The sequence below is a fragment of the Streptomyces sp. NPDC002911 genome (assembly GCF_053591835.1).
The window spans coordinates 59,374-74,203 of record NZ_JBSFUO010000010.1 but is presented as its reverse complement, the minus strand read 5'-3'; the positions used below and the strand labels follow the sequence as shown (position 1 = coordinate 74,203).

Annotated in this window: 1 protein-coding gene (cut by a window edge); it reads right to left on the bottom strand. The window is 74.3% G+C overall.

The window, feature by feature from the left end; all coding sequences use genetic code 11:
- Positions 1 to 14,830: part of a lonely Cys domain-containing protein coding region (locus ACWD04_RS17735; RefSeq protein ID WP_451132858.1), annotated on the bottom strand (this coding region is incomplete at its 5' end). 17,545 nt of the annotated region lie to the left of the window's left edge; the window shows 14,830 of its 32,375 annotated nt.

Below are 14,830 nucleotides of genomic sequence, written 5' to 3'. Positions count from 1 at the left end.
CTCTCCAGGCGGTCGATCTCCGCCTGGTCCGCGCCGTTCCGCCGCGCCTCGGAGAGGCGCTGTTCGGCTCCGCCGGCCAGCCGGATGAGCTCGTCCTCGCCGTAGCGGTCGATGTTCTCGTCGATGACGTCGTCGAGGAGTTCGGCCGGGATCTCGCTCCGGGAGTGGGTCTCGTTCTCCAGCGTGATCTGGTGGGTGCCGTCCTCGCTGGCCAGCACCACCTGCGCGAAGTGGTAGGGGGCGTGCGGGCCCACCCGGTCGCCGGGCTTGGCGTGGTTGTGCGAGAACAGCTGCGCGCCGCCGTCGTTCGTGGTGCTGACCGACTGGATCAGGTAGCCCTCGCCGACCCCCGCCCATGCGTACTCGTTGACGCCGATGCGACGCGCCGCCGAGGCCAGCGGGGTGCGCAGCGGGTTGTCCTGCGGCTCGTAGCTCAGGGCCTGGCCGTAACGCTCGCCCGGTGTGGGGGCGCCGACCACGCCTCCGGTGAAGCGGTTGTCCCGGCCCGTCTGGCGGGCGGCCCAGCGCGGGGTGACGTCGGTGGCGGCGCGCGTGCCCTCGGCGACCTCCGTCAGTGCGTGGGCCAGGTGGTGGGTTCCGGTGACCTCCCGGCCGTGGAGTCCGTTCACCGGGGCCGTCGAGACGACCTCGCCGGTGGGAGCCCGGAAGGCGATGTGGGACAGGGGCGCGCTCGCCGCGCCGGCCACCATCTGGGCGAAGTCCCGCGTGAAGGCGTGCTCCGAACCGCCGGAAGCCGTCAAGAACTCCGGCTCCACCCGGAACAGCGGTTCGCCGTACGAACCGTCCTCCGTCGGCAGCAGCACACCGGTCGACTCGTCGGCCTTCAGCCGGACTCCCGCTCCGGCCGCGGTCAGCCGCGCCGACGAGTGCTCGATCGCCGCGCGGGTGGCGTACACCTGCCGGCCGCGGCCGGTCGTGCCGTCGTCGGCCGCGAGGATCGCCAGCGTCCGGTCCTCGGAGATGTGCAGCGGCGGCCGGTCGGCCATGGCCACGGTCCCGTGGTCCTGGCGCGGCAGGATCAGCGCGTCGGGTCCGGTGCCGGCCCGGACCTCCCCGACGGATCGCGGGAGCGGCTGGGTGAACAGGATCCCGGTGCCCCGCTTGTCGATGACGCCGTAGTCGCGCGTCGTCAGCGGGCGGGGACGACGCCCCTCGATCTGCCGTTCGAGTACGGCCTGGTCGACCATGCGGTCGAAGTCCGCGTCGTCGTCGCTGCTGGACCCGTCGTCCTCGCCGTCCGGGTCGGCCTCGCTCCCGGTGTCGGCCTCGCCGCTGAGGTCGCGGGCACCGGGCAGCCCGCCGTCGGCGGGCGGGGCGGCCGAGGCCCAGCCCGCACCGGTGTTGCCCTCGCTCAGTTCGAGCATGAGGTGGCGGGTCCCGGCCGTCGGATGCGTGGCCACACCGACCGGCGCCTCCGGGTACCAGACGCGGCGGCCCGTCGTCCCCGCGACGAGGGAGGCGACGGTAGCGGCGTACTCCGGGGGGAGCGCCAGGACGATGTCCGCGCCGCGGGGCCTTCGGGCGTCGTACGAGATGAGCATGGCCAGCTCTTCCGCGCTGTCCACCCGGAAGGTCCGCCCCGGCATGGCGATCTCGACGGCGCGGCCGTCCGCGTCGGCCGCGACCAGGTACGGGTTCTGCCACGGAGCGGGCCGTGGGATGACCCGGCCGCGGCCGCGCACCGCGTAGGACGCCAGTTCGGGGGTCGGCTGCCCCGGCCCGGTGAAGTCGCGCCCGACAGCGTTCCCCTCGTCGTCGCGCAGCAGCGTGCCGTCGTCCAGGGCGCCCCGACCGGTCTCGATCTGCCGCTCGACGAAGTACAGGGCGAGGTCGCCGACGCTGGCGAGGTCGTCCGAGGAGGCGTCGAGCGCCAGCGAGCCGAGCAGCAGGAAGTCCGCGGGGCCCGGCCGGGTCCCGCGCCCCATGTGCAGGACCTGCCGGGTGGCGCGCCTCAGGCCGTCGCGCAGCGTCTGCGCCGTCGGGTGCGCGTCGGCCTCCTCCCGGACGAGGTCGTACAGCGCCTCGGAGGTCTCCCGGAGGCGGGCGCGCGGAATGCTGCCCCGCTGGGGACCGAACATCGTGTCCAGCCAGCCCGGTTCGGCCCAGAACGGGCGCTCGGCCTCGTCGTCGGAGTCCGAGTCGGACTCCGACTCGTCGGGGTCCTCCGCCAGCGTGGGCAGGGCGTGTCCGGGGGGCAGCGGGGGCGCCACCGCGCCGTCCGGACCGGTCCGGGGGCCGGCCGCGGGGAGCGACACCGGGTCGACCCATACCGGCTCCCGGAGCTCGGCCGTCGCGTTCTTCCGCGCGTCCGCCCAGCTCGTCCCCTCCGGCGCGGTGTGCGGCGTGACGTCCCCGGCGACCGCGGCCCACAGCTGGAGGTGCCGCGGGCGCAGACCGCTCTGCGCGAGGCCGTCGGGGGCCTGCTCGTCGAACGGGCCGAGCAGGCTGCCCGGTGCGTGGAGACGGCCGGGGTTGCTCGCGTCGCGCGTCTCGTCCCGCAGGAACAGCTGGTGCGCCAGCTCGTGCGCGAACTCCACCGGATCGGCGTCGGCCCACCACGCCCGCTGGTTCATCTGCTGGTCCCGGCCGACGAGTTCGACCGTCAGATGGGGGTCCTCGTCCGGCCCGGGCGGCTCGACGGTGACGTGCAGCCGGTCGCCGTTGGGCAGCCTGTGCCCCGGCCGGTTGTAGAACTCCTCCACACCCTCGAGCACCCGCGCCATGGCGGCATCGGTGTCGGCCTGCCCGTCCCCCGGGTGAAAGGCGAGCCGCACGGTCAGGTCGGTGACGGTCTCGCCGTCGTGGGTGAAGCGCCGTACGTCGAAGGCCGATCGCACGACGTAACGGGGCCGGTCGTCGAGGCGGGCGCGGGGCGGCGCGGTGGTCTCCCGGAGCGGGATGCGCAGGGCTGTGTCGCCGCCGTCCTCCGGCACCAGGTACAGGGCCGAGGAGTCCGCCGTGATCCGGTGGGGCGCCGAGTCGTTGTCCAGGTCGGCCATCACGACCGAGAGGGTGTCCATGTTGGCGACGCGGCCGATCCAGCCGCTGTCGCCCCGCAGGATCGCGCCCGTCGCCTCGTGGACGAAGTCGTGGCCGAACCGCGTCCACCCGGCCGGCGGGATCTCCTCCCCGTCCGGGAGCCTGATGTGCCCGGTGTCGGCGACCTCGTAACGGAAGGGCTCCGAGCGGGACTCGGCGGGACGCGTGTACGTGAACCACCGGTTCGGCTGCGGGTCCGTGGTGGCCGCCGCGTCGTCCGCGCTCGCCACGGCCGGGGCTTTGCCCTTCCCGGTTCCGGTGTCGGCAGGCAGGTCGGTCGCAGGCACGTCGGCGGCCGGTACGTCGGCGGCGGGCACGACGGAGGCCGGGTCGACGCCGCCGAAGCGGGGCCGCATGACGGTGACCGGGCGGCCGATCGGCCACTGCTCCGCCACCGGGTCGAGACCGTCGTCGGGCGAGCCGCCCCACAGGCCTCCCGGCCGGGAGGCGCGCGGACTACGGGTGGCGACCTGCCGCGGTCCGCCGCGGTGGTCGTCGATCGTGACGTCCACGGTGCCGGTGCCCGTGTCGCCGGTTGCGGACCGCGGCCCGCGCGCCGAGACCGCATCGACGGTGAACAGGTCGGCGGTGAGGTGCGGTCCCGGGGTGCCGTCCTGAAGCGGTGTGAGCGCCTCGGCCAGTTCCTGCCGGAACGAGGCCACGACCGCCTCGGCGCGGGCCTTCGCGATGTCCCGGCCCGTCAGGAGCCCGCTGCGCTGGCCGGTGACCTTGACGTCCGGGAGCGGCAGCCCGTTGGCGGTGTTCCACATCGCCGTCCTGGCCACAATCTTGGCCAGGTACCGCAGGGGGTGCTTCGCACCGTCGGGCGTCTGCTGGGCGCCCTTCGGGAAGGAAATGGTCACCGGCAGTGCCTGCTGGCCGCGGAGCACGACGGCGGTGAGCGGGTTCGCCTCGGCGGAGGGCCTGTCGTCCAGCAGTCCCGCGTTGGTGTCGTGGGCCGACTCACCCGGCCGCTGGGAGTACATCCGCATGTACCACTGGTTCTTGCCGGGGATGACCTGTTCGAGCTGTCCGATGCGCTGCGCGGCAGTGCGGGTGGCGCCCTCCAGTGTCCGCTCGGCGGCGGCGCGCTCCGGTGACCCGGCGGGCGCCGCGCGCATCTCCGCCTGGGCCTGCTTCGCCCGTGCCAGGGCCAGCGTCAGGTCGAGATGGGCGCGCAGCTCGCTGAGGTGCTCGTCGGTGCCGGCCTCCTCCCGTTGCTCGATCACCCCCCGCAGTCGCGCCGCGGCCTCCCGCAGAGCCTTCAGGTTGTGCCCCCTCAGGTTCGCCTTCGCCTCCCCGCGGTGCCGGGCGTTCCGCTGCGAAACCCGCGCGTGGTTCTCCAGGGAGATCTGGTGGCTGCCGTCCTCGCTGGCCAGGACCACGGTGGCGAAGTGGTAGCCGAAGTGCGAGCGGCTGATGCCGGATCGCGGCTTGGCGTAGTTGCGTTCCAGGCTCGGCTGACCCTGGGCGCCGGCCGTCGCGACGGACTGGACGACGTAGCCCTCGCCGACGCCGGCCCACGCGTGCTCGTTGACCCCGATCCGTTTCGCGGCGTCCGACAGTGCGTCGCGGCGCGGGTCGACCGGCTGGTCGAGGCTGAGCGCACTGCCGTACGCGTGGCCGGGCAGCGGGCCGCCGTCGCCGCCGGTGGGCCGGTCGTCCCGGCGGACGTACGAGGACGCCCACGCGGGATCCGCCGTGTCGGGCGCCACGTCGCCGTCCGCGACGTGGCCCAGGGCGTCGGCGAGGTGGTGCGTGCCGGTGACCTCCACCCCGTCGGAGGCGTTGACCGGCGCGGTGACCACCAGGCCGGTGCGGGGATCGCGGAAGACCATGTGCGACGTGCGGGAGTTCTCTGCCAGCATGTCGGCGAAGTCCCGGCAGACCTCCTCCGAGGACTGCCCGGACCGGGTCAGGAAGTCGGGCGTCACGCGGAACAGCCGCTGCGTGCTTCCGTCGGGGGTGGGCAGCAGGATGCTCAGGTCCTCGTCGGCCCGCAGACGCACCGCGAGGCCCGCACGCGCCAGATCGACCGACGCGCGGGCGACGGCCTGCTCCGTCGCGAAGACCTGCTGCCCGTATGCGCCGTTCTCGACCGCGAGCGTACGGTCCGAGGAGATCCGCAGGACGGGCCGCTGGGTGGCGAGCGTCTCGTAGTAGCCCTGTACGGACATGGCCAGTTCAGGGGCGTCCTCCACGTCCGCCAGCGCCTGCGGGGTCTGCCAGGTGCCCTGGAGGTCGCCGGGCTTGCGGAAGAGCACGCCGTCACCACGGTGGTCCTCGACCCCGTAGTCCCTCGTGGTCAGCGGCTTGGGCCGGCGCGCCTCGATCCCGTCGGCGGACTCGGACTCGTTCTCGTACAGGGCGACGATGTCCGCGAAGTCCGCCTCGCCGGCGTCGTCCGCATCCGGTCCGACGGAGGCCCATGCCGTCCCGGCGCCGTCGGGGACCGGCCCCAGCGTGATGTGGTCGGTGCCGGACCGCCCGTCCGTCGACAGGAGGGGACCGTGCTCCGAGTACCAGACCTTGGAGCCCGTCAGGTCGGCGACGTGCCGTGCCAGCACCGCGATGTCGCCGTGGGGGAAGGCCAGGACGACATCGGCTCCCGGAGGCCGGGCCGGGTCCCGCGCGACGAGCCGGGCGAACTCACCGAGATCGTCCAGGGTGAGCCTGCCGTGCGGCGTCACCAGGTGAACGGCGTCCGCGCTCTCCTTGGCGAGGACCACGTACGGCTCCGGCCAGGGTGCGGTCCAGGTGACCAGGCTGCCGTCCTCGCCCTCCAGCGCGTACGAGTTCAGGGGCGGCGTCTGGTTCCCGGTGCCGACCCAGTTCCGCCCGGTACCGGCATCCGTGACCAGCTGGGTGTCCTGGCTCAGGACGGCGTCGTGCTGCGTCAGGTAGTCGGCGAGGGCGTCGGCGTCGGACAGTTCGTCAGGGGAGGCGCTCAGGGCCAGGGATCCGAGGAGCAGCAGGTGCTGTCCGTGCACCGGAACGTCCGGGCCGAGGTCCAGCACCCGCCTGGTCAGGTCGTGCAGTGCGTCCAGCTCGCCGGTGGCCACGTACGACGGCAGCTCCTCCCGCATGGCGAGTTCCCGCAGCGACGACACCGTGTCGACAAGTGTCTCGGGCGAGTGGTCGTGCCTGGCCGCGGCTCCGAAGAGGAGGTCGAGCCACGCCTCCTGGGCGGCGTCCGGGGCACCGTCCTCGCTGTCGGTGTCACTGCTGTCGTCGGCGTCGCCGCTGTCGTCCACGAAGCGGAACTGCGCCAGATCGACCTCCGCGGCGCCGTCCTCGCTGTCGCTGTCACTGTCGTCGCTGTCACTGCTGTCGGTGTCACTGCTGTCGTCGGCGTCGCCGCTGTCGTCCACGAAGCGGAACTGCGCCAGATCGACCTCCGGGGCGCCGTTCTCGCTGTCGCTGTCACTGTCGTCGGTGTCGCTGCTGTCGTCGGCGTTCCGGGACTGTGCCGGCGCATCAGCTACGGGGGGCCGGGTGCGTGCGGACGGCGGCAGGGGGAACGACCCGTCCTCGGTGCCTGCCGTCTCCGGGGCCTTGGTGGCTCCGGCACCGGACAGCGTGCTCAGCTCGTACGCCTCTTCCTCGCCCGGGAGCCCCGGGAGGTCGCTGCCGTCCGGGGACGGGGGCAGGGGAACGGCGGCCGGGTCCTGCTGCGGCGCGGGCGGAGCCGGCGGTGCCGCTTGCGGGGCGGGCGGCGCGGGGGTGCGCTGGAGCAGGGGTACGAAGTCGCCGCCGCGCCGCCGGAGTCGGAGGTGCGGCCCGTCGGCGGACGGACCGGGATAGGTGTGGGCGGTGCCGTCCTCCTCGACCAGGGTGACGGTGGTGCCGGTGGCGGCAGCCGCCCACTCGGCGGCGGCCCGGTCGGCCCCGGGGCCCCAGGGCGCTGCGGTGAGGTGGCGGCGCAGGTGGCCGTCGAGAGCGTCACGGCTCGGCGCGGGCGCACCGGGCCGCACCCTCATGGGCGGTGGCGCGAAGAGGGTGTCGCGTTCGGCGGGGTCACCGGGCAGGCCGTTCAGACGCATCAGCTGGGCGGGCGACGCTCCGCCACGCGTGCGCAGCCGTGCCGCCTCGCGGCGGTCGAGTCCGGGCTGCTCGGCGGCCTGGAGCAGGACCGTGGACAGCGCTCCGAAGAAGCCGTTGCCTCGTCCTGTGGGGGCGCCCTGGGTGTAGGTGGCACGGTCGGGTGCGGTCAGGACGCCGTCGCGGCCGAGGCGGTAGCGCGGGCCGGTGCTGTCGGCGGGCGGCAGCCAGGGTGCGGTGGTGTGGCTGCGGTGCGCGGGCGGCTGCTGCGCTGCGCGCGTGGTGTCGTCGGCCGAGGTGCCGGATCCCGGCGCGGTCGCAGGGGCCGGCAGCGCGGCGGCGACCGGCGCCGTGGTGCCCGGCGGAAGAGCGGCGTGGAAGAAGCCGTCGGCGGAGAACAGCACCGGGTCGGCAGACGGGTCGACGGCGGCCGGATCGACGCCGTGCGGGAGGAACAGCTGGTCGCGGCCCTCACCGGTCACGACGGTCAGCGGGGTGCCGAGGACCCGCGCGGCAAGGGCGGGCAGCAGGTCGGCCCCGCCGTTGTCACCGGCGCGGCGCTCGGGCGCGGCCGGTACGCCGTCCGGTTGCCCGGCGTCGGCGGGGACCGGCTCGCTCGCGAACGGGCGGGACAGGGCGGCCGTCGCCAGCGCGACCCGCTGGTCCGGCGTCGGCCAGTACGTCAGCGGTAGACGGCCGAAAGCGTCGAACTCCGCCTGCTGGGCCGGGGTCAGTACCACGCCCGCTGCGTCCAGTTCGTCCTGGGTGAAGGTGTCGGCGACGTCCAGGGCGAGGGCGTCGAGCAGATCCTCGTTGCCGTCCTCGCCCATGGCCCAGGCGAGGCGGTCGCGGGCGGCGCCGATGGCCTCGGCGGTGACCTCCGGGTCGCCGGCCGCGCCCGCGAACCGGTCGGCGAGGTCGTTGCCGAGCAGGTGGGGCAACCGGCCCCGGGTCGCGGCGGCGGCGAGCAGCGCGTGGAAGAACGAGGCGCCGTCGTGCGGCATCTCGTGCACCTCGCGCACCGTGGCGCCGTCCGGGGAAGTGAGGGTGCGGGGCGTGGAACCACTGCCGTCGGTGATTCCGTACGGCTCCGGCGCCTGGGAACGCCACTCCGGCGCGGCGTACTCCTGCGGCACATCACGCACCGGGACCGAGGCCGAACCCTGGTGGTGGGCGGTGAGGCGGGAGGCTGCGAGGTGCAGCCGGTGGTGGTCCGCGGCGGCGGCGTCGGTGCGTCCCTCCCACAGCCGTGCCTCGTCGCGGGCGGCCTGCCAGGCGACGACCGCAGGGGCCTGCGCGAGGTCCCGCGGCAGTGCGGTCGCCAGGCGGGGGTCGTCGTCGCCGAGCGCGGTCCGCTCCGCGGGGCTCAGCGAGAGCCAGGCCTCCCGGGCCCGTGCGCGGGCGTCGTAGTACTCCTTCTCGGCCGTGGCGAGGTCGGCGGCGGCCTTGGTCATGTCGCCCCAGGCGGTGCCGACCTCCTCGGGGAACGTGCCGTCGTCCAGGAGTCCGTAGTCGCGGGCGATGTCCTCACGCAGCCAGACCAGTGCGGTGGTCTCGGCCTCGGCGGCGCGTGGTCCGCGCGGGACCGCGCCGAGCGCGCGCATCGGGCGGCTGTTGGTGATCCGTTGGTCCACCTCGGCCACCGCCAGCCAGCTCACCGGCACCGCGAACAGCATGCTGCGGTCGGTGACGACCTTGACATGGGTGCCGAGGGTGGTGTCCGCGGCGCCCTTGAGCGCGACGCCGTCGTTCGAGCCGGCGATCGGGACCGTGGCTCCGGGGTTCGTCATACCCGCGTTGCTGTTCCCGGCCAGCGGCGCGGTGCCCGTCGCTCCCTCGACGTTGTCGGTGATGCCGGCCTCCAGCGCGTCGGCGGTCTTGCGCCGCTGAGAGGCCTCCATGCGGGGCTTGCTCTCCACGGCGAGCAGCCGAGCGCCGCGGCGGTGCATCTTCGCGTAGAGGCGGGAGTCCGCGGTGTGGGACTGGCCGAACAGGTGCGCGGAGGACTGGGTCGGCAGCCGGGAGCCGCCCGCGCCGAGCGCCTCGCGGAATCCGCCGGTCAGACCACCCTGCGAGGTGGCTTCCTGCTGTGCCTGCGCGGAAGCCGTGCCCAGGCCGGTGAGCGGGGTGAGATGCGCGATGCGGACGCGTGCGGCGAGGGACCGGCCGGTGTACCCCTTGCCGAGGTCGGTGTCGCCGAGGCCGTCGGCGCGGGCGGTGGCGAGGGTCAGCGCGTCGTACACACCGGCCGCGCCACGGATGTCCACGGCGAGGATGCCTGAGCCGATCCGGTCGTCGAAGGGCAGGACGTCGGAGTCGGCCGTGCCGGCATCAGGGGTGCGCCACGCGGTGATGCCTTCGGGCAGAGCCTGATCGGCCGTCAGCATCCGTACGGCACGCTCCGGTTCGGGCACGACGCGCTCGGTGAGCGCGCCGTCGTCTCCGTCGCCCACCGGGGTGAGCAGCCCCGCCGGGGCGAACTCGTTGAGGGTGCCGACCTGCGCGACGGCTCGCGGCGCGAGCGCGTCACCGGCCACGTCCGTCATGGTGACGCTCAGGATGTAACTGGTGACGATCTCGACGTGAGCCTGCGTGGTGGCGATGTTCGGCATCGCCGTACTGCCGTCGGTCTCGGTGCGGTTGCTCGCCCGCTGCTTGGCCGCCGTGCCCTGGAGCGAGGGGTTGGCGACCAGGATGCCGTCGGCCGCCGCGCGCTGACCGCCGCTCAGGGTGATGTCGGCACCGCGGTCCTGGGTGACATTGCCCGCGTTGTCGCGGGCGATGGTCCGGTAGTCCTCCAGCTCGTACCCGGTGCGCAGCCGCTCCACGGTCGTGGTGACCGGGGTCAGCTTGAAGCGGACCTGGCCCGGGCTGCCGCCGACCGGCAGGTGGTGCGGGCGGGACCAGGTGCGGTAGCGGACCGGCAGGTTCATCCCGTCGGTGGTCAGCTCGTGCAGATGGGCGCGCAGGAAGTCCGGCGAGAGCCGCTGCAACACCTGTTCCCGGTCGTGCGAGGGAACGCCGATCTTCTCCAGACGCGGCAGCAGGTCCCGCGCCGCCCGGCTCGCGTCCAGCTGGCCGCTGGGGTGGGTCGGGAAGCGCCGACGGCGCAGGAAGTCCGGCACCCGGTAGCCGCCGCCGAGGTTGCGCGGGGTGGTGGTGCCCAGCCCGTCCGGAGCGAGCCCGGTCTCGATGACGTCCTGCATCGGCAGGTGGAACATCACGGCGTCACGGATCCGCTGGAGCGCGGCGGCGGCGCGGCGGGGTGCCAGGCCGCGCCCGAGGCGCTCGGACAGCCGTCCGGCGGCGGAGCTGACGCGGGCCCCGGCCCGGGTGCCGACCGTCCCCATCGCGGCGGTCCAGCGGTCTCGTACCGCCACGGTCTCCGCGGCGTCGGCCACCACCAGGTACATCCGCCCGGCGAAGCTCAGGGTGGTGTTGTGCCCGCGGGTGAGGGCCTGCGAGACGCCACGGCCCTTGCCCCAGGCGTACTGGAGGGCCGTCGAGTACGAGCCGACCAGCGCCTGTTCCCCGGGCATCTGCTGCAACGGCATGTAGCCGCCCTGGACGCCGAGCGTGGTGCGCGAGGCGGTGCTCGCGTTGCCGACGACCCGGTGCTCGTTGCCGATGGTGCTCTCCAGGCTGGCCGGCTTCGGGTCGCTCTTGACCCGTACGTTGTCCAGCTCGCCCCGGATCGCGCCCTTCAGGTAGTGCGTCCGGAACGGCCCTGCGCCGTTGAGCCCGGTGATCCGGGAGCCGAACGGGCCGAGGTACTGACCGAGTTGGCCGGCCACACCGAGGTTGGCCATCGCCCGGCGCAGCGCGGTGCGCACCGGTGCGCCGGGCGCGCTGACGTGCCAGGAGGTGCCGGAAGCCCGGTCGGCGGTGTCCTGCATCAGCTGCTGGCGCTGCGGGCCGCCCTCGGCGCTGAGCACCACGTGCGGGGCGCTCAGCAGCCGCCGGACGAGCCGCTGGTCGTCCGAGTCCGACCTGGGCAGGGGTCGGGTGCCGTCGAGGAGCTGATCCGCCTCGGTGGCGGAGAGGCGCTGCGGCACGGGTGTGGGACCGGGTGCCGTGCCGCCGGCGGGCGGGTCGGTGGGGGCGTAGCGGTCGGAGCCGTGCGCCGCGGGCACGGCCAGCTCCACCCGCCCCACGGTCTCGGTGCCCCGGCTGAAGAGCGGACGCTCCTCGACCTTGCTGACGAAGACGCCCGCACCGAGCAGACCGACCGACAGCAGGCGGGCCCAGCCGCGCGGGCGGCGGTGGCCCTCGAAGGTGGCGCCCAGTTCCACCTGGTAGCTGTAGAGGTCGGCGCCGTTCTGCAACGCCAGGTGGTCATGGGTGACCGTGATGTTGCTCCGGGAGCCCTTCTGGTAGGTGCGGGCGTAGCGGGCGCCGACCGAGACGTTTCCGGTCTGGCGCGGCAGGTTGGGGCCGGGCACCTTGTCGTGGTCGCGCGGCGAGATTCCCAGCTCGACACCGGCGGAGTAGGTGCTGGACTCCTGCTGCCCCTGCCCGGAGACCTCACTGCCGACCACCGCGCCGCGCAGGGACCGCTCGCTCATGGTGGTCTCGAACCGGCGGTCGGCCAGCCGCGCCCGCAGGATCAGCGTGTGGTGGCCGCGGCGCACCTTGCCGTCCTCGGTGAGCGTGACCGGGACCCCGGTGGTGGTCAGCTCGTCCAGACTCTGCGTCAGGGTGGGCCGGTTCAGCGCTTCGCGTACCTGCCGGTCGTTGTGCAGCGCGGTCCGCATCCGCCCGTCGCCGTACCAGAAGCGGGCCAGCCGGGGGTGCCGCAGCATCATCGGCGGCACGAACATCGACGGGTACGAGCGGTGCAGGGTGTCCAGGACGGCTTCCGTGAAGACCCGCATGGGGTCCTGGGGAGCGGCGGTGCCGTCCTGAGGGGCGGGCTGCTGCTGGGTCGCCGGTGGCGTCTGCTGCTGGGTGGCGGGAGGAGACGTCTGCTGGGTGGCGGGCGGGGGCTGCTGCTGCTCGGTGACGGGCGCCGGGGCCTGCTGCCCGGTCACCGTGGGCTGCGTCTGGGCGCGTGCCTGCGGACGGAAGCCCTCCGCGCGGACCTGACCGCCCAGATGCACCGGATTCTCACGGGTGAGGTACCACGGCACCGGCGGCTCGGCGTCCGGGTTCGGTCCCGTCCGGCCGGGCGTACGGCTGTCCCAGCCCGCGAGCCGTCGGGCGTCCTGGGTGGAGATCCAGTCCAGGCTGACCGCCCGCACCGGCCGGGCCGCGGACGCCGGTTCACCGGCCTTGCGGACCATCAGGGTGCGCTCCACCTGATAGAGCGCCATCGGATGGTTGCGGACCCTGCCGGTGACCTTGCGGGCCGCGTCGGTGCCCAGGTAATGACCCCGTCCGGCGGCCAGGTCCATGCGGACCAGGGGACCGCCCTGGAGACGTACGTCGGTGTCCGGGCCGACCAGGCTGTAGTTCGGCCCGGCGGTGACCTGGAAGCCGAAGCGGGTGTCGCGGACGTGGCCGCGCTCGTTCTGGTACGTGGTCTGCGTGAGGTCGCGCACCTCCGCCTTGACCGACTCGGTGACCAGCACGGCGCGGTGCGGCAGCGAACGTTCCACCACCAGATGACCCATCGGGTGCTGACCGCTGCCCCGGGTCAGCTCAGGCCCGCTGACCGGCCCGGTGAGCCGCCCGAACAGCCCGAGCAGCCTTCCCGGGCGGACGTACGAGATCAGTGTGCGGTGCGCCGAACTGCCTGGACGGGCCCCGGAGATAGCCAGCGCGATGTCCTCCGGCGGGGTCGTCAGGTACAGGCCGGTGGAGTCGGTCAGCCGCGGTTCCACCCCGTCCGGGAAGGTCAGCGTCTCCGGCGCCCGGCGGGGCCCGGTGAACGGCACGGTGAAGTCGTCCGGCAGCCGCCAGCTCAGCCCGTCCCGCATGCCGAACTCCGCGGTGTGCACCTGGGTGCGCTGCCAGCGCGGTCCCGGCGCGGGCGGGGCGGTGGGATCGGTCGTCCGGCTGTCCGTTCCGGTGGTCTTCGGTGCCTCGGTGACCCGCTCCACCCGCACCCGGTAGTGGACGTCGTCCAGGTGCAGGTGCGAGCCCTCCCAGCCCCGGTGCTCGCTCTGGTTGTACGCCGAGGTGCCCTGGGAGTAGTCCGTCCTGCGGCCCCAGCCCAGCGAAGTGCCGATCTTCAGCAGCCAGTTGAGCGGGGGCCCCATGCCGATGCCCGCAGCGATCCGGCGCCCGAAGCCCACGCTGCGCCCACCGCCCGTACCGGCTTGCCCGCGCCGCATCGTGTCCACCCGGACCGTGGCGCCCCCCACGTCGGAGAAGCGTTCCCACCGGTGGTACGGGATGGCCTCGACCGTCATCTCCAGGCCGACCCCGGACTTCTCCCGGCCCACGAGGCGGGCACCGCGGGCGTCGGTGAACGCCGAGGGCTGGTCGGTCAGCAGACGCAGCAGCTCCGCCTCGTCGAACCTCGCCCGCACCGACGCCGGAACCTTGTCGAGGATCTCCCGGGCCACCAGCTCGGGCGAGCGCAGGGTGAGCGTGCCCGGCCCGGCGAGCAGCCCGGTGGGAGCGCCCTGCGGCGCCCCGTCCGGGGCGGTGTCGCGCGGATCGGCGCCCGGCCTGATCAGGACGGCGGGCAGCCTGCTGCCGTCCTCGAAGGTGACCGTGCGCGGCGCGGGCCCGGGCGGGCGGGCGTCCTCGCCGGTCAGCAGGCGGGCCGGGCGGTGCCGTTCGAGCTGGGTCTCCAGGGGCACCGGGTCGCCCCGGTCGGGGGGATCGGCACTGTCAAGATCGGTGATCCCGGCCATGCCGCGCAGCCACTCACCGAACGGGTCGGAGCCGTCCGGCTCCTGAGAGACCGGCGGTACGGGGGGCGCGGGCGTGGACGGCTCCGGGATGGGCACCAGGGCGTCGTAGTGATCGGTTCCGTCGTACGCCAGGTGCAGGATGCCGCCGGGGCCGCCCGGATGCAGCTCGGTGACGAGGAGCGTGCCCGTCTCCCGCGGGTCGGGCTGCACAAGCCTCAGATCGATGTCGAGGGTGTTCGCCAGCGCGTCCGGGAGCAGGTCGGCGAAGGGGGACGCCCACAGTCCGGGGCGTTCCGCGGCGGCGGCGAGCAGGCCCCGCCCTCCGAGCCGCCGCGCGTCGGCGGGGGTGGGCGCCACCTCGGCGAGCTGCGGATAGCCGGTGTCGGCGAGGATCTGCTGCCACCGGCCGGGGTCGCCGTCGGTGACGACCTCCTGAGCGACGGTGTTCCACTCCTCGGTGATCCGGCGCTGCTCATCCGCGTCGTCGACCCCGGCCAGGGCGCGTATCCGGAGGTCGTCCACCACGGTGGACACCGGGTCCGGTACGGCGGTGTCGGCGACGGCGCCCAGCTCGGAACCGGCGACGCGGTCCCGCACCAGACCGCGCAGCCCGGCGATGCTCCGCGCGGCCCAGGCGGGCGGCACGTCCTGGCCGCGCGCGCTGTCGAGCACCGCCCGGAAGAGGCGGTTCTCGTCGGCGCGGGCTTCCACCCGGCGGAAGGCGAGACCGTCCGCCCGGACGAGGTCCGCCGGGTCGGTCGTCGTCGCGGGGTCGGTCGTCGCGGGGTCCTCGCCGGACAGGGGAGGCGGGACGGGCGCCCGCGTGTCCGCCTCGGGCCAGGTGAGTCGGGCGTTCTCGTTGTCGGGTCCGAACCGGAGCAGTGGTTCGCCGTCAGGACCCTGGTGCTTATGGACGATCTTGTCGA